19 protein-coding genes, 1 pseudogene and 1 riboswitch are annotated in these 24,394 nt (G+C 50.6%); of the genes and pseudogenes, 9 read left to right on the top strand and 11 right to left on the bottom strand.

Annotated features, from left to right (window positions below; all coding sequences use genetic code 11):
• Window positions 1-313: 313 nt before the first annotated feature.
• Window positions 314-1,933, top strand: coding sequence for a bifunctional phosphoribosylaminoimidazolecarboxamide formyltransferase/IMP cyclohydrolase (gene purH, locus RSC70_RS19690; protein ID WP_332543324.1), 1,620 nt, complete (start codon window positions 314-316; stop codon window positions 1,931-1,933).
• 68 nt (window positions 1,934-2,001) lie between these two features.
• A complete protein-coding gene (gene purD / locus RSC70_RS19685) occupies window positions 2,002-3,285 on the top strand; it encodes a phosphoribosylamine--glycine ligase (protein WP_172722577.1) in 1,284 nt (427 codons plus the stop codon).
• 43 nt (window positions 3,286-3,328) lie between these two features.
• Here purD and RSC70_RS19680 read toward each other — a convergent pair whose 3' ends face one another.
• The 6 genes from RSC70_RS19680 to nudC form a co-directional block, all read right to left on the bottom strand.
• Window positions 3,329-3,982 (bottom strand): DUF1481 domain-containing protein, encoded by a 654-nt coding sequence (locus RSC70_RS19680; RefSeq protein WP_332543320.1) that lies wholly within the window; start codon window positions 3,980-3,982, stop codon window positions 3,329-3,331.
• A gap of 78 nt (window positions 3,983-4,060) precedes the next feature.
• On the bottom strand, window positions 4,061-4,333 hold the full coding sequence (hupA, locus tag RSC70_RS19675; RefSeq protein WP_004089422.1) for a nucleoid-associated protein HU-alpha: 273 nt from the start codon (window positions 4,331-4,333) through the stop codon (window positions 4,061-4,063).
• A gap of 189 nt (window positions 4,334-4,522) precedes the next feature.
• Window positions 4,523-5,113 (bottom strand): YjaG family protein, encoded by a 591-nt coding sequence (locus RSC70_RS19670; protein WP_004089424.1) that lies wholly within the window; start codon window positions 5,111-5,113, stop codon window positions 4,523-4,525.
• Between the two features lie 80 nt (window positions 5,114-5,193).
• Window positions 5,194-5,877, bottom strand: a complete 684-nt coding sequence (nfi, locus tag RSC70_RS19665; RefSeq protein ID WP_304187476.1) for a deoxyribonuclease V — start codon at window positions 5,875-5,877, stop codon at window positions 5,194-5,196.
• A gap of 10 nt (window positions 5,878-5,887) precedes the next feature.
• Window positions 5,888-6,952 carry a uroporphyrinogen decarboxylase gene (hemE, locus tag RSC70_RS19660; RefSeq protein WP_332543316.1) on the bottom strand — a complete coding sequence of 355 codons (1,065 nt, stop codon included), beginning with the start codon at window positions 6,950-6,952 and terminating at the stop codon, window positions 5,888-5,890.
• A 41-nt stretch (window positions 6,953-6,993) separates the two neighbouring features.
• Complete coding sequence (nudC, locus tag RSC70_RS19655) at window positions 6,994-7,773, bottom strand: NAD(+) diphosphatase (protein WP_332543314.1); 780 nt, start codon at window positions 7,771-7,773, stop codon at window positions 6,994-6,996.
• Between the two features lie 78 nt (window positions 7,774-7,851).
• On the opposite strand from nudC, the gene RSC70_RS19650 reads away from it, so the two are divergent.
• The 7 genes from RSC70_RS19650 (at window position 7,852) to thiH (ending at window position 14,136) form a co-directional block, all read left to right on the top strand.
• Window positions 7,852-8,367 carry an Rsd/AlgQ family anti-sigma factor gene (locus RSC70_RS19650; RefSeq protein ID WP_025802803.1) on the top strand — a complete coding sequence of 172 codons (516 nt, stop codon included), beginning with the start codon at window positions 7,852-7,854 and terminating at the stop codon, window positions 8,365-8,367.
• Window positions 8,368-8,438: 71 nt separating this feature from the next.
• A riboswitch (TPP riboswitch) is annotated at window positions 8,439-8,560 on the top strand.
• A gap of 128 nt (window positions 8,561-8,688) precedes the next feature.
• Window positions 8,689-10,638 carry a phosphomethylpyrimidine synthase ThiC gene (gene thiC / locus RSC70_RS19645; protein WP_332543312.1) on the top strand — a complete coding sequence of 650 codons (1,950 nt, stop codon included), beginning with the start codon at window positions 8,689-8,691 and terminating at the stop codon, window positions 10,636-10,638.
• The gene (gene thiE / locus RSC70_RS19640; protein WP_332543310.1) at window positions 10,635-11,279 is read left to right on the top strand and encodes a thiamine phosphate synthase; all 645 of its coding nucleotides are present in this window, start codon (window positions 10,635-10,637) and stop codon (window positions 11,277-11,279) included. The genes thiC and thiE overlap by 4 nt, the downstream gene beginning before the upstream one ends.
• The gene (locus RSC70_RS19635) at window positions 11,272-12,024 is read left to right on the top strand and encodes a HesA/MoeB/ThiF family protein (protein WP_332543308.1); all 753 of its coding nucleotides are present in this window, start codon (window positions 11,272-11,274) and stop codon (window positions 12,022-12,024) included. Before thiE ends, RSC70_RS19635 begins: the two co-directional genes overlap by 8 nt.
• Window positions 12,021-12,221, top strand: coding sequence for a sulfur carrier protein ThiS (gene thiS / locus RSC70_RS19630; RefSeq protein WP_332543306.1), 201 nt, complete (start codon window positions 12,021-12,023; stop codon window positions 12,219-12,221). Before RSC70_RS19635 ends, thiS begins: the two co-directional genes overlap by 4 nt.
• Before the next feature lies 1 nt (window position 12,222).
• Window positions 12,223-13,002 carry a thiazole synthase gene (locus RSC70_RS19625; RefSeq protein ID WP_279078706.1) on the top strand — a complete coding sequence of 260 codons (780 nt, stop codon included), beginning with the start codon at window positions 12,223-12,225 and terminating at the stop codon, window positions 13,000-13,002.
• Window positions 13,003-13,005: 3 nt separating this feature from the next.
• Window positions 13,006-14,136 (top strand): 2-iminoacetate synthase ThiH, encoded by a 1,131-nt coding sequence (thiH, locus tag RSC70_RS19620; RefSeq protein ID WP_279078704.1) that lies wholly within the window; start codon window positions 13,006-13,008, stop codon window positions 14,134-14,136.
• A 274-nt stretch (window positions 14,137-14,410) separates the two neighbouring features.
• Here thiH and rpoC read toward each other — a convergent pair whose 3' ends face one another.
• The 5 genes and pseudogenes from rpoC to rplA form a co-directional block, all read right to left on the bottom strand.
• Window positions 14,411-18,631: a DNA-directed RNA polymerase subunit beta' gene (gene rpoC, locus RSC70_RS19615; protein WP_332543300.1), complete on the bottom strand. Its 4,221-nt coding sequence runs from the start codon at window positions 18,629-18,631 to the stop codon at window positions 14,411-14,413.
• Between the two features lie 76 nt (window positions 18,632-18,707).
• The gene (rpoB, locus tag RSC70_RS19610; protein ID WP_332543298.1) at window positions 18,708-22,736 is read right to left on the bottom strand and encodes a DNA-directed RNA polymerase subunit beta; all 4,029 of its coding nucleotides are present in this window, start codon (window positions 22,734-22,736) and stop codon (window positions 18,708-18,710) included.
• Window positions 22,737-23,056: 320 nt separating this feature from the next.
• The gene (gene rplL, locus RSC70_RS19605) at window positions 23,057-23,422 is read right to left on the bottom strand and encodes a 50S ribosomal protein L7/L12 (protein ID WP_025802785.1); all 366 of its coding nucleotides are present in this window, start codon (window positions 23,420-23,422) and stop codon (window positions 23,057-23,059) included.
• Between the two features lie 66 nt (window positions 23,423-23,488).
• Window positions 23,489-23,986 carry a 50S ribosomal protein L10 gene (rplJ, locus tag RSC70_RS19600; protein WP_008815920.1) on the bottom strand — a complete coding sequence of 166 codons (498 nt, stop codon included), beginning with the start codon at window positions 23,984-23,986 and terminating at the stop codon, window positions 23,489-23,491.
• 316 nt (window positions 23,987-24,302) lie between these two features.
• Window positions 24,303-24,394 (bottom strand): annotated as a pseudogene (rplA, locus tag RSC70_RS19595) (50S ribosomal protein L1); the annotation flags it as partial.

Raw genomic sequence — 24,394 nt, 5'->3', positions numbered from 1 at the left:
CATGTTCCGTGTCGATGGAGGCGCATTATAGGGAGTTCTCGCGGGCTGACAACCCTTAATTTCCATTAAATTGATCGTTTGCTGCATTCCACAGCAAAACCCCGCCTTATACCCTTTTGTGCACAAACTTATCCACAGAACGATATTGGTGACAAATTTGACGAGCATCACGCAAACGTTTTCGTTACAATCTGGATGCGCTAAAATCTTTCGACCTCTTCCAACGAAGGGGCGTTATTTGAATAAAACGGGCATGCCGTATTCACATAACGCTCTTTATATTGCGATTCCATAGCCGAGGGATATAACTACCATGCATTCCAGTTCACAAAACACGAGCTCAGCTTCCGCTTACCGTCCGATTCGCCGTGCGCTACTCAGCGTATCTGATAAAGCCGGTATTGTTGAGTTTGCTCAGGCGCTCAGTTCGCGTGGCGTTGAGCTGCTTTCAACTGGCGGCACTGCCCGCCTGTTAGCGGAAGCAGGTTTACCCGTGACCGAGGTTTCTGATTACACCGGATTCCCCGAAATGATGGATGGGCGAGTGAAGACTTTGCATCCTAAGGTGCATGGCGGAATTCTTGGTCGTCGCGGCCAAGACGATGACATTATGTCTCACCACGATATTAAGCCTATCGATATGGTTGTTGTGAATCTTTATCCCTTCGCTCAAACCGTAGCTCGCCCAGATTGCTCTTTAGCCGACGCCGTTGAGAATATCGATATCGGTGGACCAACCATGGTGCGCTCGGCAGCCAAGAATCATAAAGACGTTGCGATTGTGGTGAACAATAGGGACTTCGATGCCATCATTAATGAGATGGATAGCAATGAGGGTTCTTTAACCCACGCAACGCGTTTCGATTTGGCCATTAAGGCATTCGAGCACACCGCTGCCTACGATGGCATGATCGCGAATTACTTTGGAACGATGGTTCCTCCTTATTATGGCAATACTGAAGAACCTTCTGGCCGCTTCCCACGGACACTCAATCTTAGCTATATAAAGAAACAAGACATGCGCTACGGTGAGAATAGCCATCAAGACGCTGCCTTCTATATAGAAGAGAATGTGACTGAAGCATCAGTTGCAACCGCCAATCAGCTTCAGGGCAAAGCGCTTTCTTACAACAACATTGCCGATACCGATGCAGCATTGGAATGTGTGAAAGAGTTTAGCGAGCCCGCTTGTGTGATCGTGAAGCATGCTAACCCGTGTGGCGTTGCCGTTGGTGGTTCTATTTTAGATGCCTACGAGCGCGCTTATAAAACTGACCCAACTTCTGCCTTTGGCGGCATCATTGCCTTTAACCGTGAGCTCGACGCCGAAACCGCTCAGGCGATTATCAGTCGTCAGTTTGTCGAAGTTATTATTGCCCCGCATATCAGCGAACCTGCGCTTGAGCTGCTGGCAGCCAAACAAAACGTGCGCGTCTTAGCCTGTGGTGAATGGAATGCTCGCCAAAATGGATTAGATTTCAAACGCGTTAACGGCGGCTTACTGGTTCAGGACCGCGATTTAGGCATGGTCAAAGAATCCGACCTGCGCGTTGTCACCACTCGCCAACCAACCGAACAGGAAATGCGTGATGCGCTATTCTGCTGGAAAGTAGCCAAATTTGTGAAATCCAACGCTATCGTTTATGCCCGAGACAAAATGACCATCGGCATTGGTGCTGGCCAGATGAGCCGCGTGTACTCTGCCAAAATCGCCGGCATCAAAGCCGCTGATGAAGGATTAGAAGTCGCGGGTTCCGTGATGGCATCAGATGCGTTCTTCCCATTCCGCGACGGTATTGATGCTGCAGCATCCGTCGGCATCACCTGCGTTATTCAGCCAGGGGGGTCCATTCGTGATGATGAAGTCATCGCCGCTGCAAATGAGCACGGGATCGCCATGATCTTCACGGATATGCGTCATTTCCGTCATTAATCTTTTTTATCTTAATTAATCTCTTCTGTTTTTCGTGCGCCTGCGGGCGCACCTTTTGAGGTGAGCGCATGAATATCCTGATTATCGGTAACGGCGGCCGTGAGCACGCACTAGCATGGAAAGCGGCTCAATCGCCGTTAGCAGATAAAGTCTACGTAGCCCCAGGTAATGCGGGGACTGCGCTGGAGCCGGCATTAGAAAACGTCGATATCTCAGCAACCGATATCAACGCGCTTTTGGCATTTGCCCAGAGCCATGATATTGGCCTAACGATTGTTGGCCCTGAAGCACCGCTGGTGATTGGCGTCGTGGATGCGTTCCAAGCGGCAGGACTGAAAATTTTCGGCCCATCACAGGCAGCCGCTCAGTTAGAAGGCTCAAAAGCCTTCACCAAAGATTTCTTGGCTCGTCATCGTATTCCCACAGCCCAGTATCGTAACTTTACCGATATCGAACCCGCCATTAGCTATATCCGTAGCCAAGGCGCGCCTATCGTTATCAAAGCAGACGGTCTGGCCGCAGGCAAAGGCGTCATTGTTGCGATGACGCTCGAAGAAGCCGAAGCCGCTGTTCACGATATGTTGGCAGGCAACGCATTCGGTGACGCAGGCCATCGCATCGTTGTTGAAGAGTTTCTCGACGGCGAAGAAGCGAGCTTTATCGTCATGGTTGACGGAAAGAACGTGCTACCAATGGCAACCAGCCAAGATCATAAACGAGTCGGCGATGGCGATACGGGGCCAAATACCGGCGGCATGGGTGCATATTCACCGGCGCCGGTGGTAACCGATGAGATCCACCAGCGCGTTATGGATGAAGTCATCTGGCCAACGGTGCATGGCATGGCGAAAGAGGGTAACCCGTACTCTGGTTTTCTTTACGCAGGCCTGATGATTTCAGCTCAAGGCGAGCCAAAAGTTATCGAATTTAACTGTCGATTTGGCGACCCTGAAACTCAGCCCATCATGCTACGCATGAAATCAGACTTGGTAGAGCTTTGCCTAGCCGGTGCTGAAGGTAAATTAAACGAGAAAGAGTCACTGTGGGATGAGCGTGACGCGCTAGGCGTCGTGATCGCTGCAGGAGGATATCCTGGGGATTATCGAACCGGTGATGTCATTCATGGCCTGCCGTCGGTTTCCGCAGAGGGCGAGAAAGTTTTCCATGCAGGCACCCAAATGCAGGGCAACGATGTGGTGACTAATGGCGGGCGCGTATTGTGCGTAACAGCCTTAGGACATGGAATCGAGCAAGCACAGAAAAATGCCTATCAGCTCGCAAAACAGGTCGGCTGGAAAGAGAGTTTCTATCGTCAGGATATTGGCTATCGGGCTATCGGGCGCGGTCGTTAATAATATTAAAACCGAGGATCATCACGGTGGTTCTCGGTTTTCTTTACAGCGTATCTACCGTCGGTTCCCAACTGCAAAAATCTTCATTGGCTGCCAGCAATAATTGGCGGCCTTCAGGTGCATCAAGCCATGCGATCCCGAGAGGCTGAGACGAACGTGCGGCTCGGCTTTCGATCCAATTCAGCTGCCACGCTTCTAGCTTCAGAGATTGAGTTTCTCCCGCGCAGCTCGTGAACTGACCATTCTGCCAACGGCCTTGGATAAGGTGAACCTTACCAACTCGCAGTGCTTCTGAGACTTCAACCATATGGCGGGACTGATATTGGCTGCGAGCGATATCGTCAGACGTGAGCAGCTGTCGCTGATCGCCAATTTGGCGCTGCATAAAACTTATTTCACCCTTCTCATCTAAACGAAGCTCAAGAACGTTTTGCTCATTGCCCTGCACGGTTTGCCGTACTAGGTTCAATTTGCCATCTTGATAGGCGTAATAGCTGATTACCGTGCCTTTCCCTTCTAAGGGGCTATAGACACCCATAATGGTCTGTGGCTGATGCTGAGGATCGTCTTTACGCCAAATGCGCATCATGCCTTGATCGGCAATATAGCCAGTTGCAGTAAAGCGAGGAGACGTGTTTTGCGTACTGCAACCAGAGAGCGTCACAGAAAGCCCTGCCGCGATCAGTAATGCCGCCACAGGCTTACAGATGAACAAAAGGGGCGTCAACGCCCCCCTGTTTACTTCTTTCACAAACAGGCTGTGAATCACGCGGTCTTATTTAACTGCGTCTTTCAGAGCTTTACCAGAAACGAACGCTGGTACGTTTGCTGCTGCAATTTTGATTTCCATACCAGTCTGCGGGTTGCGGCCAGTGCGCTCGTTACGATGATTCACTTTAAAAGTACCGAAACCAACCAATTGTACAGCATCACCTTCTTTCAGAGACTCGGTAATCGCCGCCAGAGTAGATTCCAGAGCTGCTTTAGCCTGAGTTTTAGACAGGTCAGCTTTTTCCGCGATTACATCAATCAGTTGAGTCTTGTTCATAAGTTATCCTTACAGTGTGTTTATCGTTTGCAAAGCATCGAGTGCGACGGATATGCCGATTGACAGCACTCTCCTGCATACACGCACCGATAGCCACTTTTTTTACGCCCCCCAAATGTAGAACAACCGGGGTACGAATGTGAAGCCTTAAGGGACGACAAATCAGGTGTTAAATCACGTTTTGCCGTCTTATTGCGCTAAATTTACACCGATATTACTGACACCTGCTTCACGCAGGTCAGATCTTAATCCTTTGATGAGCTCTAAATCGCGCTCCTCGCATTCAACGAGTAGGCGGAAAATCTCCCATTGGATGTCTAACTCATCTTGCATTGCCGGTAATTCTTTCAACTCTTCATCGGTCATTTCACGACCGGCCTGAGTCATTTCCAGCATGCCGACGGTACGCAGTGATGTTTCACTGACCGTAATCGCATGTTCTAGCATCTCACCACTTAAACGGGAGTGCACAGCTTCACCCAACGCAATACAAGCGTCAATCGCAGGGTAAACGCCGTAAATATCATAGTCGTCAGCTGACGGAATTGCCTCTTCCAGTTTCTCTAACTGGTTGTCGAAATTCACTTTGGCGTCTTTTACCGTCAATGTTTCCCAAATCAGATCCAGAATTCGGCGGTAAACCATAGGATCGCCAAATCCGGTTTGCAGGCAAAATGCCTGATAATTTGGGTACATACGTTCACACAAACTGGCGATGAACGTAAGGTGTTGCCAGCTTTCCAGCTTTTCTAGCCGTTTGTGAATCGGGTTACGCAGCATGCTAAGTCTCTTAGAGAAAAGTAAGTCTCTGAAAAATAATTCCGGCGCAGTGTAACTGAAAAATCAAGAGATCCCTATATCTACACGCGATTATCAGAATCTTGGAGTAACCAGCGTTGAAAAGCTGGTCGATTAGAGGCGATAGCATCTGCCCAACGCGTTGGTTCAGGTAAGCGATAGCCTCGCATACAGCTTTGAATAAAAGATAAAGCCGTAGGCAAACTGATGCGATGCCCCGTTGATATAAACAACGGGTTACAGCGTGGTTTGCTGCGCCAAACCCAACCAATTTGCTCTTGTTTGTCATTCAGCGGCTGCAAGGCACCCACGGCATCATCTAAAGGGGCAAATTGGCCGCACAGGCGGCTTTTAGCAACGCCGATAGTGGGAACATCCGCAAGCAAGCCAAAATGGCTAGCAACGCCTAAGCGACGCGGATGTGCAATCCCCTGTCCATCGACCACCACCAGCTGTGGCCGGTGTTGTAGCATACCCCACGCTTTGAGCAGCGCAGGATATTCACGAAACGAAAGGAAACCAGGGATATAGGGCATTTGGGTTTCGATACGTGCTATCTGGTATTCCACCAGCTCAAGGGAGGGATAACGTAACACCGCGATAGCCGCTCGCGTGACGTCGCCCCCTTGCTCAAAACCCACATCAGCACCGGCGATAAGCGTCGGTTGTTCAAACCCTAGATCGTCGGTACGGACAATCTGGCTCGCTTTTTCCACCTGCTCTTCGCGCAGTGCCTGCATATCCATGCTTTAAGTCCTATCGATGATACTTAGCTGAAAGCCGATGGACAGCCTCAACAAAGGTTCCTGCATTCTCTGGTGACACATCCTGATGAATACCGTGACCAAGATTGAATACGTGCCCAGTCCCTTCTCCAAAACCTTCGAGGATAGTCGAGACTTCCTGCTCAATTCGAGCCGCAGGTGCATACAGCATGGAAGGGTCCATATTACCTTGCAACGCAACTTTGTCACCGACACGGCGACGAGCATCGGCGATGTCCGTGCTCCAATCCAAACCTAGCGCATCACAGCCGGTTTCAGCCATAGCTTCCAGCCACTGACCACCACCTTTGGTGAATAACGTCACTGGAACACGGCGACCGTCATTTTCACGAATCAGCCCATCAACGATTTTATGCATGTAGTGCAGCGAGAACAGGCGATAGTCACGGCCAGTCAGCACGCCACCCCATGTATCGAAAATCATGACTGACTGAGCGCCAGCGCGGATCTGCGCATTGAGGTACAAAATCACGCTATCGGCCAGTTTATCCAGCAACAAATGCAGCGTTGCTGGCTCGGCATACATCATCTTTTTAATTTTGGTGAAAGCTTTGCTACTGCCACCTTCCACCATATAGGTCGCGAGCGTCCAAGGGCTTCCAGAGAAGCCAATCAGTGGAACCTGTCCATCCAGATTTTTACGGATGGTGCGTACCGCGTTCATCACATACCCCAGTTCATCTTCAGGGTCGGGAACAGGCAGCTTTTCCACATCGGCTTTACAGGTAATCGGTGATGAGAAACGAGGGCCTTCACCCGTTTCAAAATAGAGCCCAAGCCCCATCGCATCAGGGATAGTCAAAATGTCTGAAAACAGAATTGCCGCATCTAGCGCATAACGGCGCAGCGGTTGAAGTGTAACTTCACAGGCTAACTCAGCATTTTTGCACAAAGACATAAAATCACCGGCCTGAGCACGGGTGGCTTTATATTCTGGCAAATAACGTCCGGCCTGACGCATCATCCATACCGGTGTTATGTCTACAGGCTGGCGCAATAGTGCGCGCAGGTAGCGGTCGTTCTTCAGTTCAGTCATCCTTTGGCTCCCTAAATAATCTCATCGCATTGTAGCATGCGTTATTCGCCTTCTGTGTCTTCTCGACAAAGTGCCACGGTATCTTCGATTAAACGCCGCGCGACCGTACCTGCTGGCGGCAGCTGAGGTAGATTGTCATAGCGATACCAGCCCGCATTCAATAACTCTTTCGGATCGTGTTTAAGCTCTCCGCCTGCGTAGTCAGCCATGAAGGCCACCATCAATGAATGCGGGAACGGCCATGGCTGAGAGGCCACATAACGCAGGTTTTTAATTTGAACGCGGCTCTCTTCCATAATTTCACGCGCGGCAGCCTGTTCAAGCGTTTCGCCCACCTCAACAAATCCTGCCAAAACGGTATGTATTCCGTTCCGATGACGCTTATGCTGCGCCAAAAGGATTTCATCGCCGCGACGAATAGCCACAATAATGCACGGCGCAATTTGCGGATAATAACGCTGGCGGCAATTCGGGCATATACTTGCCCACTCTGAACGGCTGGAGTACATCTCATGTCCACAATAGCCGCAAAACGTATGGGAGCGGAAAAACTCGGCCAGTTGGACACCACGGCCAACAAGCTGGAAAAGGCCGCGATCAACGTCAATCAGTTGGCGAACTGACACCATATCTTGCCGACGAACCTCTTCTATCAACCACATGGGATGCCCTTCCCACTCGCCAATTTGGTGCGCCGATTTGGTGCTTAATTGCCATTGCAGGGCAGAACCAAAAGGCAGATCGCCACGGGGTAGCCAGACCTTACCTTCATGGCTAATCACCCACCAGCCGGTGTCATCATCTTTTAACTGTTGTTCCATATCTTTGACATTAAACCTCTGCTAATCTGGCATTCGATTGTTGCTAATTTGTAACATTTACCTCATGGAGTTGAATATATGCTCAACCGTCTCGAACATCTGACTCAACGCGTAGGTGGTAGTAATGAATTAATCGACCAATGGTTGCAAGCCCGCAAGCAACTACTCGTGGCCTATTGTGCACTGGTTGGTATTAAACCAAATAAAGAAAAGCATACCCCGCTCAATGAAAAAGCGCTGGAGAACTTCTGCCACAATCTGGTTGATTATCTCTCCGCCGGTCATTTCCATGTTTACGATCGTATCGTAGAGCTGGTTGGCGGCGATGACAGTCCGCATATGGCAGTAACAAAAAAAATCTATCCCGCGTTACACGATAATACCAAGCTAATTATGGCGTTCCACGATCGCTTTACCGATGACGAACTGAGCGAAGAAGAGTGTTTAGCTCTCCATGACGCCCTTTCACACATTGGGGAAACGCTAGCTGCCCGTTTTGCCTTAGAAGACAACCTGATCCAAATTGCCTATGACATCTGGCAGGCCAATACGCCCGCGGCGGATAATGATGATTCATTGGCGCGCCCAGCATAACGCCTGAAAGTAGCATAGACATTACAGCTTAGTTAACAGCTTGCAGTTTTGCTCTCCCGCTCCTACACTGGGCACTCTTGTCGGAGTGCCTAGTAAGCGGGATCCTTTCCCACTTCAGGCTGAGACCGTTAATTCGGGATCCGCGGAACCTGATCGGGTTAATACCCGCGAAGGGAACAAGAGTAATCCTTTGCACCCACCCGCATTTTTCTATTGCTGATGGGGTGCCTGCTATCTATTACTCCCTCCGAGCTCCAGACAAGCAATTCTCCAACTTGATTTTTAATCATTGTTAAACCAGAACACTGGTAGGAATTTGCTATGTCTATGAATAAAAAAGAAACGAACCAAGCTCCACTTTCTCGCCGTGAGCAACGCGCGCAGGCTCAGGCCTTTATCGATCATCTACGCGGTGAAGCCTATCCTAACTCCCAACGCATCTATCTAACCGGCTCGCGTGAGGATATTCGCGTGCCGATGCGCGAGATCCAGCTTAGCCCAACGCTGCTCGGTGGCAGCAAAGATAACCCACAATATGAGCCCAACGAGCCGATTCCGGTTTACGATACGGCGGGTCCCTACGGCGATCCCAATGCCGATTTGGACGTACGCAATGGCCTGAAGCCGCTGCGCCACCAATGGATTGCCGAGCGAGGTGATACCGAGTCGCTGGATCAGCTGAGCTCCGCCTATACCCAACAGCGCTTAGCCGATGACGGGCTCGATCATTTACGCTTCGACAACCTGCCACAGCCACGTCGCGCTAAAACTGGCAAATGTGTAACACAGCTTCATTACGCACGTCAGGGGATCGTCACGCCAGAAATGGAGTTCATCGCTATCCGTGAAAACATGGGCCGCGAACGTATTCGTGGCGATGTACTGCGTCAGCAACATCCTGGGCAAAATTTTGGTGCACTGCTGCCAAAAGATATCACGGCCGAATTTGTCCGCAGTGAAGTTGCTGCCGGACGCGCCATTATCCCTTCCAATATCAATCATCCAGAATCAGAACCTATGATTATTGGGCGTAATTTCTTGGTGAAGGTGAACGCAAATATCGGTAACTCCGCCGTGACCTCTTCGATTGAAGAAGAAGTGGAAAAGCTGGTTTGGTCTACTCGTTGGGGCGCAGATACCGTGATGGATTTGTCCACCGGCCGCTATATTCATGAAACGCGAGAGTGGATTTTACGCAACAGCCCAGTGCCAATCGGCACCGTTCCGATCTACCAAGCATTGGAAAAAGTGAATGGTATTGCTGAAAATCTTAACTGGGATATCTTCCGTGATACGCTGCTAGAACAGGCAGAACAAGGCGTCGACTATTTTACTATTCACGCCGGAGTGCTGTTACGCTACGTTCCAATGACGGCCAAACGCCTTACAGGGATCGTCTCCCGCGGCGGTTCTATTATGGCCAAATGGTGCCTTTCGCATCATAAAGAAAACTTCCTCTTCGAGCGCTTCCGTGAAATTTGTGAAATCTGTGCGGCCTACGATGTGGCGCTATCACTTGGCGATGGGCTGCGTCCGGGCTCGATTCAAGATGCTAACGATGAAGCTCAGTTTGCAGAACTCCATACGCTCGGCGAGCTCACCAAGATTGCGTGGGAATATGATGTTCAAGTCATGATCGAAGGCCCCGGGCATGTGCCAATGCAGATGATCCGCCGTAACATGACCGAAGAGCTAGAGCACTGCCACGAAGCCCCTTTTTATACGCTGGGGCCACTGACAACGGATATTGCTCCGGGTTATGACCATTTCACTTCGGGGATCGGCGCCGCCATGATTGGCTGGTTTGGTTGTGCCATGCTCTGTTATGTCACCCCAAAAGAGCATTTGGGATTACCCAACAAAGAAGACGTCAAACAAGGTCTCATCACTTACAAGATCGCAGCGCATGCCGCCGATCTTGCTAAAGGGCATCCGGGTGCTCAGATCCGCGACAATGCCATGTCAAAAGCCCGCTTTGAATTCCGCTGGGAAGATCAGTTCAATCTGGCACTAGACCCTCATACGGCAAGAGCCTATCACGACGAAACGCTGCCTCAAGAATCAGGCAAAGTGGCACATTTTTGCTCCATGTGTGGGCCAAAATTTTGCTCAATGAAGATCTCTCAGGAAGTGCGTGATTATGCCGCAAAACAAGAAGAATTAGCTCAGCCGGTTGAAGTGGGTATGGCGCAGATGTCTGAAGCCTTTCGTGCGAAAGGTAGCGAGATCTATCACACCGCCAGTAACCTACAAACGGAGAAAAGCCAATGACCTCATTAACCTTCCCAGCAACCGAACAACGCCTTGGTCTTTATCCCGTCGTCGATAGCGTTGAATGGATTGAGCGCCTGCTCAAAGCAGGCGTACGCACGATCCAGTTACGAATTAAAGATCAACCTGAACAAGCGGTAGAATCTGATATCGCTCACGCCATTGCCTTAGGCCGACACTATCAGGCTCGTTTATTTATTAACGATTATTGGCAACTCGCCATTAAACATCGTGCTTACGGCGTCCACCTAGGCCAAGAAGATCTAGATATCGCCGATCTTCAAGCAATCAGCGACGCGCAGCTTCATTTAGGACTCTCCACACATGACGATGCCGAAATGGATCGTGCTCTGTCTTATCGCCCTTCATATATCGCATTAGGCCATATATTTCCCACCCAAACCAAACTGATGCCCTCTGAGCCACAGGGGCTTATCGATCTCAAACGGCAGGTTGCCCGTATTCCTGATTATTCCACCGTCGCTATCGGCGGGATCAGCATCGAACGCGTTCCGGCAGTACTGGAATGTGGCGTGGGCAGCGTTGCCGTAGTCAGCGCCATTACGCAGGCACCGGACTGGCTGGCAGCTACTGATACCTTGCTACAGCTTATTGAGGATCGGAGAGCCAACGATGCTTAGCGATCACGATTTTATGCGCTATAGCCGCCAGCTGCTGCTAGAAGAAATTGGTTCTCAGGGACAGGAAAATCTCAGCGCCGCTAGCGTTTTAATTGTTGGATTGGGTGGGTTAGGCGCTCCGGCAGCCTTGTATTTGGCGGCCGCGGGCGTCGGTAAGATCCTACTCGCTGACGACGATCGTCTGCATATCAGCAATCTCCAGCGCCAGATCCTATATACCACCCGTGATCTAGAGCAATCTAAAGCGGAAACAGCAAAGCTACGCTTAGAGGATCTGAATCCTCAGGTGGAGTTCATTACCCTATCGGAACGCTTAACCGGTGATGCTCTTAGTCAAGCCGTGGCACAGGTCGATTTAATCCTCGACTGTAGCGACAACATGCCTACGCGCCAGGCGGTAAATTCTGCCTGCGTGTCCCAAAATAAACCGTTGATCAGCGGCAGTGCCGTTGGATTTGGCGGGCAACTGATGGTCATTGAACCGCCGTTTGCACAGGGCTGTTATCGATGTCTATGGCCAGACGACGTGGAGCCTCAGCGTAATTGCCGTAATGCCGGCGTACTTGGCCCAGTTGTGGGCGTGATCGGTACACTCCAAGCACTAGAAGCCATCAAGATGCTCGCCGGTATGCCTTCTGCTTTAGCCGGAAAGCTGCGGCTATTCGATGGACGTCAGCAGAGCTGGCGTACGTTTGGCCTGAAACGTGCTCCTGCCTGCCCAGTATGCGGAGCACATAACGTATGAAGATCACCGTCAACGATGAAAAAATAACGCTCGATACTCCCATCAGCGTCGAGGATTTACTGACACAACTGGGCCGACACCAGCAAGGCACCGCGCTGGCGCTTAATCAAACGATTCTCCCTCGCGAGCAATGGGCAACTCACCAGCTCGCCGAAGGAGATGACGTTGTGGTGTTCCAAGCTATTGCTGGAGGTTGAGATGTTACAGATTGCAGATAAAACGTTTTCTTCACGCCTTTTCACCGGAACCGGAAAGTTTTCTTCGGCGGAGAAAATGCTCGCAGCGCTAAATGAGTCTGGCTCTCAGCTCATTACGATGGCAATGAAACGCGTTGATCTTAAAAGTGGCAACGACGCCATTCTTGATCCGCTTGGCAAGCTTAATGCCAACCTGCTGCCCAATACTTCTGGAGCCAAAACTGCCGAAGAGGCCGTATTTGCGGCTAAGCTGGCTCGCGAGGCACTGGGGACTCACTGGGTAAAACTTGAAATTCATCCCGACGTTCGCTACCTGCTGCCAGATCCCATAGAAACCCTCAAAGCGGCAGAAATATTAGTGAAGGCGGGTTTTGTCGTTTTACCGTATTGCGGTGCCGATCCTGTGCTGTGCAAACGTTTAGAAGAAGTTGGCTGTGCCGCCGTCATGCCGCTTGGCGCACCTATTGGCTCTAATCAGGGGATTATTACCCGAGAGTTTCTACAAATCATTATTGAACAAGCAAAGGTCCCAGTGATTGTCGATGCTGGGATCGGTGCCCCTAGCCATGCCAGCGCAGCGATGGAGCTGGGCGCAGACGCCGTTTTGGTTAACACCGCTATCGCTGTTGCTCGTGATCCCGTAGCGATGGCAAAAGCTTTTAGGCTCGCCGTTGAGGCTGGCAGGATTGCTTACCAAAGCGGTTTGGGTTCTCCAAGCCATCATGCCAGCGCCACCAGCCCACTGACTGGTTTTTTGCATTCATCGAAACAGGAGGTTTAGATTGTGGAAACCTTCACACAACGCTGGCAACAGCTGAACTGGGATGATATCGGGCTAAGAATTAACGCCAAAACTAATGCCGATGTTGAACGTGCATTAATGGCCGCACGGCCCGATCGTGAAGATATGTTGGCTCTGCTATCACCAGCGGCAGCTCGCTATCTCGAACCTATGGCGCACAAAGCACAGCAGCTTACACGCCAACGCTTCGGCAACACGGTAGGGTTTTACGTTCCCCTTTATCTCTCAAATCTATGCGCTAACGATTGCACCTATTGCGGCTTCTCCATGAGTAACCGCCTTAAGCGCAAAACGCTGAATGAAGCTGAGATAGAACGTGAATGTGAAGCCATTCGCGCTATGGGTTTTGACAGTCTTTTGTTAGTCACCGGCGAGCATCAGGCAAAAGTCGGGATGGATTATTTCCGCCAACATTTACCTAAAATCCGGCGTCATTTCAGTTCGCTAATGATGGAAGTTCAGCCATTGGCACAGGAAGAATATGCAGAGCTCAAAACGCTAGGGTTAGACGGCGTGATGGTCTATCAAGAAACCTATCATCCCTCGGTCTACGCTCAACATCACTTAAAAGGAAATAAGCAGGATTTCTTTTGGCGACTTGAAACTCCCGATCGTTTAGGCAAAGCAGGGATCGACAAGATCGGGATAGGTGCACTGATTGGGTTATCGGATAATTGGCGAACCGACTGCTTTATGGTTGCCGAGCATTTAACATGGCTTCAGCAAACTTATTGGCAGAGCCGATACTCTATTTCGTTCCCGCGCTTACGCCCTTGTACCGGTGGTATCGAACCGGCATCAATTATGGATGAAGCACAGCTGGTGCAAACCATTTGTGCATTTCGTATTTTTGCCCCCGAGATTGAGCTCTCCCTCTCCACGCGTGAATCACCTGAATTCAGGGATAACGTCGTGCCATTGGCCATCAATAACGTCAGCGCATTTTCAAAAACCCAGCCCGGAGGCTATGCCGATAATCATCCCGAACTTGAGCAGTTCACCCCGCACGATGGACGAACGCCAGCGCAGGTAGCAGCATCACTCGTTTCATCAGGGCTACAGCCGGTATGGAAAGACTGGGATGGATATTTGGGAAGAACGCCGCAGCTTTAAAGGCAACGCTGCAACTAAAGACGTTTCTGAATAGCGTATATTCCAGTTTAAAAACCTTCGGGTAGCAATAGAAATTAGGCAGCATAAAGTACATCCACTGATGCAGCCTAAGGCATTAGTCAGAGCTCATTCATCCCTCTAAGCTCTGCTGACCAAAACAGGCTAACCGAGTCTCCGAAGCTCGGTTAGCCTGCCTCGTTTAAAGTTATTTTCTAAATTTCAGACATAAAAAAACCGCTCCGAAGAGCGGTTTTTATTAGGCACGAATCAACGATTACTCGTCGTCGCCACGCATGCTTGCGTTCAGCAGCTCTGCCAAGTTAGCAGTAGCTTCTTCCGCACTCACCTGTGGAGCAACAGGAGCTTCGCCCTGAGCTTTACGGCGAGCACGATCCTGATGATAAGCGTAACCAGTACCGGCTGGGATCAGACGACCCACGATTACGTTTTCTTTCAGGCCGCGCAGTTCATCACGCTTGCCAGCAACGGCAGCTTCGGTCAGAACGCGAGTTGTTTCCTGGAACGAAGCCGCAGAGATGAAGGACTCAGTCGCCAGAGAAGCTTTGGTGATACCCAGCAGGTCACGGCTGTATGTTGCCGCAATCTTGCCGTTCGCTTCCAACTCACGGTTCGCGATTTTAACGCGAGAGAACTCAACCTGTTCGCCTTCCAGGAACTCAGAGCTACCAGCGCTATCGATGGTTGCTTTACGCAGCATCTGACGCACGATGACTTCGATGTGTTTATCGTTAATCTTAACGCCTTGCAGACGGTAAACGTCCTGCACTTCGTTGGTGATATAACGAGTCACAGCATGAACGCCACGCAGACGCAGAATGTCATGCGGAGATTCTGGACCATCGGAAACCACGTCACCACGTTCTACACGTTCGCCTTCGAACACGTTCAGCTGACGCCATTTCGGAATCATCTCTTCGTACGGTTCGCTACCATCCAGCGGAGTAATTACCAGACGACGTTTACCTTTGGTTTCTTTACCGAAGGAAATGACACCCGTAATTTCTGCCAAGATCGCAGGTTCTTTCGGACGACGTGCTTCGAACAGGTCAGCAACGCGTGGCAGACCACCGGTAATATCCTTGGTACCGCCGGATTCCTGAGGAATACGCGCCAAGGTGTCACCCGCATGGATCTGAGTACCATCTTCCAACTGAACGATCGCTTTACCTGGCAGGAAGTATTGAGCAGCCATATCGGTGCCTGGGATCAATACATCGTCGCCTTTAGCGTCAACGATTTTCAGTGCTGGACGCAGATCTTTACCGCTACCGGTACGCTCTGCAGAATCCAGAACAACCAGAGAAGACAAACCGGTCAGTTCGTCGGTCTGGCGGGTAATGGTCTGAGTATCGATGATGTCAGTGAAACGGATGAAACCGCTAACTTCTGAAACAACCGGCATGGTATGCGGGTCCCAGTTAGCTACAGTTTCGCCGCCGTTGACTTCAGCGCCATCGCCTTTAGCCATAACAGAGCCGTAAGGCACTTTATAGCTTTCTTTAGTACGGCCGAATTCGTCGATCAGTTTCAGCTCGGTATTACGAGAGGTAATAACCAGCTTCTTATCGCTATTCAGAACGAACTTAGCGTTGTTCAGTTTCAGATGACCTTTGTTTTTCACCTGAATGCTGGACTCTGCTGCCGCACGAGATGCCGCACCACCGATGTGGAACGTACGCATCGTCAGCTGTGTACCTGGTTCACCGATGGACTGTGCCGCGATAACCCCGATTGCCTCACCCTTGTTGATGATGTGGCCACGAGCCAAGTCACGACCGTAGCAGTGTGCACACACACCGAAGTCGGTTTCACAGCTAACAACGGAACGAACCTTGATGATGTCAACGGAGTGTTCTTCTAACAGATCACACCATTTTTCATTCAGCAGGGTGTTACGTGGAACCAGAATATCTGCGGTGCCTGGCTTCAGAACTTCTTCAGCCGTTACACGACCCAATACGCGATCGCGCAGTGGCTCTTTAACGTCACCACCTTCGATAACCGGAGTCATCACGATGCCGTTGTGGGTACCACAGTCATCTTCGATAACGACCAAGTCTTGCGCTACGTCTACCAGACGACGAGTCAGGTAACCGGAGTTCGCAGTTTTCAGTGCGGTATCCGCCAAGCCTTTACGAGCACCGTGAGTAGAGATGAAGTACTGGAGTACGTTCAGACCTTCACGGAAGTTCGCGGTGATTGGCGTTTCGATGATGGAGCCATCTGGCTTCGCCATCAGACCACGCATACCGGCCAGCTGACGAATCTGTGCTGCAGAACCACGCGCACCGGAGTCGGCCATCATGTAGATGCTGTTGAAGGAAACCTGCTGCTCTTCGACGCCGTCACGGTTAATAACGGTTTCGGTTTGCAGGTTATCCATCATCGCTTTGGATACACGATCGTTCGCCGCAGCCCAGATATCGATAACTTTGTTGTAACGTTCGCCTGCGGTTACCAGACCAGACTGGAACTGTTCCTGGATCTCAGCAACTTCAGCTTCCGCTTCAGAGATGATCTCGTGTTTCTTCTCTGGGATGACCATGTCATCAATACCAACAGATGCACCTGAACGCGCTGCATAAGCAAAGCCGGTGTACATTGTCTGGTCAGCGAAGATAACGGTCGGCTTCAGACCCAAAATGCGGTAACAGGTGTTCAGCATTTTGGAGATCGCTTTCTTACCCAGCGCCTGGTTGACGATAGAGAAAGGCAGACCTTTCGGTACGATCATCCACAGAATGGCGCGACCAACGGTCGTGTCTTTCAGGCTGGTGTGCGCAACGAATTCGCCGTTTTCATCTTTTTCGTATTCGGTGATACGCACTTTAACGCGCGCATGCAGAGAGGCCAGACCTGCGCGATAAATACGCTCAGCTTCTTTCGGGCCAGTCAGCACCATGCCTTCGCCTTTGGCGTTAACACAGTCACGGGTCATGTAGTACAGACCCAATACAACGTCCTGAGACGGAACGATGATAGGTTCGCCGTTCGCTGGAGACAGGATGTTGTTGGTAGACATCATCAGCGCACGCGCTTCGAGCTGGGCTTCCAGCGTCAGCGGTACGTGAACAGCCATCTGGTCACCATCGAAGTCGGCGTTATATGCCGCACAAACCAGCGGGTGCAGCTGGATAGCTTTACCTTCGATCAGTACCGGTTCAAATGCCTGGATACCCAAACGGTGCAGTGTTGGTGCACGGTTCAGCAGTACCGGGTGTTCGCGGATAACTTCGTCCAGGATATCCCAAACGACAGCTTCTTCACGCTCAACCATTTTCTTAGCGGCTTTGATGGTGGTGGCGAGGCCACGCAGTTCCAGCTTGCCGTAGATGAACGGTTTGAACAGCTCCAGTGCCATTTTCTTCGGCAGACCGCACTGATGCAGACGCAGGTATGGACCTACGGTGATTACAGAACGACCGGAGTAGTCAACACGCTTACCCAACAGGTTCTGACGGAAACGACCCTGCTTACCTTTGATCATATCGGCCAAAGATTTCAGAGGACGTTTGTTCGAACCGGTGATCGCACGACCACGACGACCGTTATCCAACAGGGCGTCAACCGCTTCCTGCAGCATACGTTTTTCGTTGCGTACGATGATGTCCGGCGCAGCCAGATCCAGCAGACGTTTCAGACGGTTGTTACGGTTAATGACGCGACGATACAGATCGTTCAGGTCAGAAGTCGCAAAACGACCACCATCCAGCGGAACCAGTGGACGCAGATCTGGCGGCAGAACCGGCAGAACGGTCAGGATCATCCACTCTGGCTTGTTGCCAGACTGTACGAACGCTTCCAGCAGTTTGATACGCTTGGTCAGCTTTTTACGCTTAGTTTCGGAGTTGGTTTCGTTCAGCTCTTCGCGCAGAGTTTCACACTCTTGCTCCAGATCCATGCTCTTCAGCAGGGCCTGGATAGCTTCCGCACCCATCTTCGCGTCGAATTCGTCACCGAACTCTTCCAGCGCGTCCAGATACTGCTCTTCAGTCAGGATCTGTTGACGTTCCAGGTTGGTCATACCGCCTTCGATAACAACATATGATTCGAAGTACAGTACGCGTTCGATATCGCGCAGCGGCATATCGAGCAGCAGACCGATACGGGACGGCAGCGATTTCAGGAACCAGATGTGAGCAGTCGGAGACGCCAGCTCGATGTGGCCCATACGCTCACGGCGTACTTTAGTCTGGGTCACTTCAACGCCGCACTTCTCACAGATCACACCACGGTGTTTCAGGCGCTTGTACTTACCGCACAGGCACTCGTAATCTTTTACCGGCCCAAAGATACGGGCGCAGAAAAGGCCGTCACGCTCAGGTTTGAACGTACGGTAGTTAATGGTTTCCGGCTTCTTAACTTCACCGAAAGACCATGAACGGATCATGTCTGGCGAGGCCAGAGCAATTTTGATCGCATCAAACTCTTCGGTTTTAGTCTGCGCTTTCAGAAACTTTAATAAATCTTTCACGGATTTGCTCCCGTCGGAGTTAGCACAATCTGGCGCCGGGTCTTACCCCGGCACCAGTGACCTGTTTGAGCGAGAGTTACTCGTCTTCCAGCTCGATGTTGATACCCAGCGAACGAATCTCTTTCAACAGTACGTTGAAGGATTCTGGCATGCCTGGTTCCATCTGATGGTTGCCGTCCACGATGTTTTTATACATCTTGGTACGACCATTTACGTCATCAGACTTAACGGTGAGCATTTCCTGCAGGGTGTATGCCGCGCCATATGCTTCCAGCGCCCATACTTCCATCTCCCCGAAGCGCTGACCACCGAACTGAGCCTTACCACCCAGCGGCTGCTGAGTAACCAGGCTGTAAGAACCGGTAGAACGCGCATGCATTTTGTCATCAACCAAGTGGTTCAGTTTCAGCATATACATGTAGCCGACAGTAACCTGACGCTCGAACTGCTCGCCGGTACGGCCATCAAACAGCGTGATCTGACCAGAGGTAGGAATGCCACCTAATGTCAGAAGCTCTTTGATTTCTTTCTCTTTCGCACCGTCGAAGACTGGTGTTGCGATTGGCAGACCTTTTTTCAGGTTCTCAGCCAGACGCATAACTTCGTCGTCGGTGAAGGTGCTCAGATCAACGGTCTGACGCGTATTATCGCCCAGATCGTAGGCTTTCTGAATGAACTCACGCAGCTTGGCCACTTCCTGCTGCTGCTTCAGCATGGCGTTAATTTTCTCACCAATACCTTTTGCAGCCATACCCAAGTGGGTTTCCAGGATCTGACCGATGTTCATACGTGATGGTACGCCCAGCGGGTTCAGTACGATGTCTACCGGAGTACCGTTTTCATCGTAAGGCATATCTTCGATCGGGTTGATCTTGGAGATAACACCCTTGTTACCGTGGCGGCCTGCCATCTTGTCACCAGGCTGGATCTGACGTTTAACAGCCAGATAAACCTTAACAATTTTCAGTACGCCTGGAGCCAGATCGTCGCCCTGAGTGATCTTACGACGCTTAGCATCCAGTTTCTTCTCGAAATCAGATTTCAGTTCGTCGTACTGCTCAGCCAACTGCTCGAGCTGGTTCTGTTTAGCTTCATCAGCCAGACCCAGTTCTAACCAGCGGTCGCGTGGCAGCTTAGCCAATTTCTCAGCTTCAACACCACCAGATACCAGTACGTCGTGGATACGGGCAAACAAGCCAGCTTCCAAGATCTGCAGTTCTTCAGTCAGGTCTTTCTTAGCCTGCTTCAGCTGCATCTCTTCGATTTCAAGCGCACGTTTGTCTTTTTCTACGCCGTCGCGAGTAAAGACCTGTACGTCGATAACGGTACCAGAAACGCTGTTTGGAACGCGCAGAGAAGAATCTTTAACATCAGATGCTTTCTCACCGAAGATAGCGCGCAGTAGTTTCTCTTCTGGAGTCAGCTGAGTTTCGCCTTTAGGCGTTACTTTACCAACCAGAATGTCACCACCTTTCACTTCTGCACCGATATAAACGATACCGGATTCATCCAGTTTAGAGAGCGCAGCTTCACCCACGTTAGGGATGTCAGCGGTGATCTCTTCAGGCCCCAGTTTGGTGTCACGAGACACACAAGCCAGTTCCTGGATGTGGATAGAAGTGAAGCGATCTTCCTGTACAACACGCTCAGACACCAAGATGGAGTCTTCGAAGTTGTAACCGTTCCATGGCATGAATGCCACGCGCATGTTCTGACCCAGAGCCAATTCACCCAGATCGGTAGACGGGCCGTCAGCCAGCACGTCGCCACGTTCAATTGGTTCGCCCAGATTGACGCACGGCATCTGGCTGATGCAGGTGTTCTGGTTAGAACGGGTGTATTTGGTCAGGTTATAAATATCAATGCCTGCTTCGCCCGGATACATCTCATCTTCGTTAACTTTGATAACGATACGAGAAGCATCAACGTACTGGATTACACCACCACGTTTAGCAACAGCGGTAACACCGGAGTCGACGGCTACAGCACGTTCCATACCGGTACCAACCAGCGGCTTATCAGCGCGCAGAGTCGGAACCGCCTGACGTTGCATGTTCGCACCCATCAATGCACGGTTGGCGTCATCGTGTTCCAGGAACGGGATCAGGGACGCACCGACGGATACCACCTGCTGGGTGGATACGTCCATGTAGTCAACCTGGTCGCGGCTGAACAAGCTGGATTCGCCTTTGCTACGGCAGGTAACCAGATCTTCTACAAAGTGGCCTTCGTCATCCAGGTTGGAGTTCGCCTGAGCGATAACGTAGTTGCCTTCTTCGATAGCAGAAAGGTAATGAATTTCGTCAGTTACAACACCGTCGGTCACTTTACGGTACGGAGTCTCAAGGAAGCCGTATTCGTTAGTCTGTGCGTACACGGACAGGGAGTTGATCAGACCGATGTTCGGACCTTCAGGCGTTTCGATTGGACATACACGACCGTAGTGAGTCGGGTGTACGTCTCGAACTTCGAAGCCTGCGCGTTCACGGGTCAGACCGCCTGGACCGAGTGCAGAGATACGACGTTTGTGCGTAATCTCAGACAGCGGGTTGTTCTGGTCCATAAACTGAGACAGCTGGCTGGAACCAAAGAACTCTTTCACTGCGGCAGAAATCGGCTTGGCGTTGATCATATCCTGAGGCATCAGGGTATCCAGATCGCCCAGAGACAGACGCTCTTTCACCGCACGCTCAACACGTACCAGGCCAACGCGGAACTGGTTCTCCGCCATTTCGCCCACGGAACGGATACGACGGTTGCCGAGGTGGTCGATGTCATCGACTTCGCCTTTACCGTTACGAATATCGATGAGCTTCTTCATCACTTCGATGATGTCGTCTTTGCTCAGAATACCGGAACCTTCGATCTCGTCACGCAGCAGAGAACGGTTGAACTTCATACGACCAACCGCAGACAGATCATAGCGGTCTTCGGAGAAGAACAGGTTCTCGAACAGGCTTTCAGCCGCTTCGCGAGTCGGCGGCTCACCCGGGCGCATCATGCGGTAGATTTCTACCAGTGCACTCAGACGATCGTTGGTTGGATCGACGCGAATCGTTTCAGAAATATACGCACCGTGATCCAGATCATTGGTGAACAGCGTTTCGATACGCTTGTGACCAGACTGGCTCAGTTTAGCCAGCAGATCCAGGCTCAGCTCCATGTTAGCTGCGCAAATCAGCTCACCGGTGGATTCGTCAACGTAGTCTTTAGCGGCAACTTTACCCGCGATGTACTCAACCGGAACTTCGATAAGCTTGATATCGTCTTTTTCCAGCTGACGAATATGACGCGCAGTGATGCGACGACCTTTTTCGACATAGATCTTGCCGTTAGCTTCGATATCAAAAGAGGCGGTTTCACCACGCAGGCGTTCCGGCACCAGTTCCATCTGCAGCTTGTTGTCACGAATTTCGAAGACAACTTTCTCAAAGAACAGGTCAAGGATCTGCTCAGTGGTGTACTGCAGCGCACGCAGAATAATGGTCGCAGGCAGTTTGCGGCGACGGTCAATACGTACGAACAGGTTGTCCTTCGGATCGAATTCGAAATCCAGCCAGGAACCACGGTAAGGAATGATACGCGCGTTATACAGTACTTTACCCGAAGAGTGGGTTTTACCTTTGTCGGAGTCAAAGAAGACGCCAGGACTACGGTGTAACTGGGAAACGATAACACGCTCAGTACCGTTGATAACAAAGGTACCGTTGTCCGTCATGAGCGGAATTTCACCCATGTAGACTTCTTGTTCTTTAATGTCTTTTACGGTGCCTTCCGGCGCTTCGCGCTCGTAGATCACCAGACGCAGTTTTACGCGCAGCGGTGCGGAATAGGTCACGCCACGGATCTGACATTCCTGAACGTCAAACACCGGTTCGCCAAGGCGGTAGCTGACGTACTGCAGCTCAGAATTACCGCTATAGCTCTTAATAGGGAAAACGGAACGGAAAGCTGCTTCCAGACCATACTGCCCTTCAGGATCTTGCTCGATGAACTTCTGAAACGAGTCAAGCTGGATAGAAAGGAGATAAGGTATGTCCAACACTTGCGGACGTTTACCAAAATCCTTACGAATACGTTTTTTCTCGGTATAGGAGTAAACCATTAGGGTTCCTCAGCTCGCTGACAAGTCGACCCATCTGTCCGACGAAGGGACAGTTTGTGCAACACTATTTTGTTGACCGGAAAATCGAATACTTTCCGCAATGCCTGTTGCTATCACGCTTAAACCATTTCGTTGCGATTTACACAGAACAGATGCTCTGTCGCAATATATTAAGGCGTCGATAGAAACAAACATTGAAAGGCACAGCAGTAGTCAAACAGTGTGAAATGCTACTGGCGCCTTACAGCGCAAAAAGGCTGGTGACTAAAAAGTCACCAGCCATCAGCCTAATTTCTCAGGCTGCAACCAGAAAAGTTGGCTTATTTAACTTCAACTTCAGCGCCAGCTTCTTCCAGAGATTTTTTCAGGCCTTCAGCGTCATCTTTGCTAACGCCTTCTTTCAGTGTAGCTGGTGCAGATTCAACCAGGTCTTTAGCTTCTTTCAAGCCCAGACCAGTTGCGCCACGTACAGCTTTGATCACTGCAACTTTGTTAGCGCCAACAGCTTTCAGAATAACGTCAAATTCAGTTTTTTCTTCAGCAGCTTCAGCTGGACCCGCAGCAACAGCTACAGCTGCAGCAGCAGAAACACCGAACTTCTCTTCCATCATGGAGATCAGTTCAACAACGTCCATTACAGACATTTCGGAAACTGCATTCAAGATATCGTCTTTAGAGATAGACATAAAAATTGTTCCTAAAATTCAGAAATAGATTATACGTAAGCAAACACGTTAGAAAAGAAAGGCTGATTAAGCAGCTTCTTTCTGATCGCGCAGAGCAGCCAGAGTGCGAACCAATTTGCCTGCAGAGGCTTCTTTCATGGTTGCCATCAGGCGTGCGATTGCTTCTTCGTAAGTTGGCAGAGTTGCCAGGCGGTCGATCTGAGCCGCTGGAATCAACTCACCTTCAAAGGCTGCAGCTTTAACCTCAAATTTTGCATTCGCTTTCGCGAAATCTTTGAACAGACGAGCAGCTGCGCCCGGGTGTTCCATAGAAAATGCAACTAAGGTTGGACCAACAAACGTGTCTTTCAGGCATTCGAAAGGAGTGCCTTCAACGATGCGACGCATCAAGGTGTTGCGAACAACACGCATGTAAACGCCAGCTTCACGACCTGCTTTACGCAGTTCAGTCATTTTATCTACGGTTACGCCACGAGAGTCAGCGATAACAGCAGAGTGCGCGCCTTTGGCTACTTCGATGACTTCAGCAACAATCGCTTGTTTGTCTTGAAGATTTAATGCCATTAGCTTTAGCTCCTGGATTTTGGCCGGGGAGGATTCCCCGGAACTCACATCACCTAAAACCGAAAACGGTCTAGGCGTTAAATACGGTGAGCAGAATCCAGTAATCAAAAGATTTTTTAGGTTCTGTCACCGTCTACGCAGGACGATTAAGCATCTTTCGATGCACCTGCGGTCTTGGACGGAGGTCTGGATAAGGCCAGACTCCAACCGAAAATTCGTTCGCTTTATATTCATTAAAGAATGCGCGGGCGTCAGATTTTATACAAATCTCGCGCCCGCGTAAAGCGAAAACGCAATTAGCTATTCTCTGAGAGAATTAGTTAGCTACTGCGGTCAGGCTACCCTGTTCGATTGCTACGCCAGCACCCATGGTGGTGGACAGGCTGATTTTCTTGATGAAAACGCCTT

The organism is Hafnia sp. (genome assembly GCF_036648275.1).
Classification (GTDB): Bacteria; Pseudomonadota; Gammaproteobacteria; order Enterobacterales; family Enterobacteriaceae; genus Hafnia; species Hafnia alvei.
The sequence above is the reverse complement of the archived record's forward strand: the minus strand, read 5'-3'. Positions and strand labels throughout refer to the sequence as shown.

Excerpts from the sequence above, each read along its gene's own strand:
- purD (WP_172722577.1), top strand. The coding sequence starts at position 2,002 with ATGAATATCCTGATTATCGGTAACGGCGGCCGTGAGCACGCACTAGCA.
- hupA (WP_004089422.1), bottom strand. The coding sequence starts at position 4,333 with ATGAACAAGACTCAACTGATTGATGTAATCGCGGAAAAAGCTGACCTG.
- thiC (WP_332543312.1), top strand. The coding sequence starts at position 8,689 with ATGTCTATGAATAAAAAAGAAACGAACCAAGCTCCACTTTCTCGCCGT.
- nfi (WP_304187476.1), bottom strand. The coding sequence starts at position 5,877 with ATGGATATGCAGGCACTGCGCGAAGAGCAGGTGGAAAAAGCGAGCCAG.
- thiE (WP_332543310.1), top strand. The coding sequence starts at position 10,635 with ATGACCTCATTAACCTTCCCAGCAACCGAACAACGCCTTGGTCTTTAT.
- purH (WP_332543324.1), top strand. The coding sequence starts at position 314 with ATGCATTCCAGTTCACAAAACACGAGCTCAGCTTCCGCTTACCGTCCG.
- thiS (WP_332543306.1), top strand. The coding sequence starts at position 12,021 with ATGAAGATCACCGTCAACGATGAAAAAATAACGCTCGATACTCCCATC.
- rplL (WP_025802785.1), bottom strand. The coding sequence starts at position 23,422 with ATGTCTATCTCTAAAGACGATATCTTGAATGCAGTTTCCGAAATGTCT.
- RSC70_RS19670 (WP_004089424.1), bottom strand. The coding sequence starts at position 5,113 with ATGCTGCGTAACCCGATTCACAAACGGCTAGAAAAGCTGGAAAGCTGG.
- rpoB (WP_332543298.1), bottom strand. The coding sequence starts at position 22,736 with ATGGTTTACTCCTATACCGAGAAAAAACGTATTCGTAAGGATTTTGGT.
- hemE (WP_332543316.1), bottom strand. The coding sequence starts at position 6,952 with ATGACTGAACTGAAGAACGACCGCTACCTGCGCGCACTATTGCGCCAG.
- nudC (WP_332543314.1), bottom strand. The coding sequence starts at position 7,773 with ATGGAACAACAGTTAAAAGATGATGACACCGGCTGGTGGGTGATTAGC.
- RSC70_RS19650 (WP_025802803.1), top strand. The coding sequence starts at position 7,852 with ATGCTCAACCGTCTCGAACATCTGACTCAACGCGTAGGTGGTAGTAAT.
- RSC70_RS19635 (WP_332543308.1), top strand. The coding sequence starts at position 11,272 with ATGCTTAGCGATCACGATTTTATGCGCTATAGCCGCCAGCTGCTGCTA.
- RSC70_RS19625 (WP_279078706.1), top strand. The coding sequence starts at position 12,223 with ATGTTACAGATTGCAGATAAAACGTTTTCTTCACGCCTTTTCACCGGA.
- rplJ (WP_008815920.1), bottom strand. The coding sequence starts at position 23,986 with ATGGCATTAAATCTTCAAGACAAACAAGCGATTGTTGCTGAAGTCATC.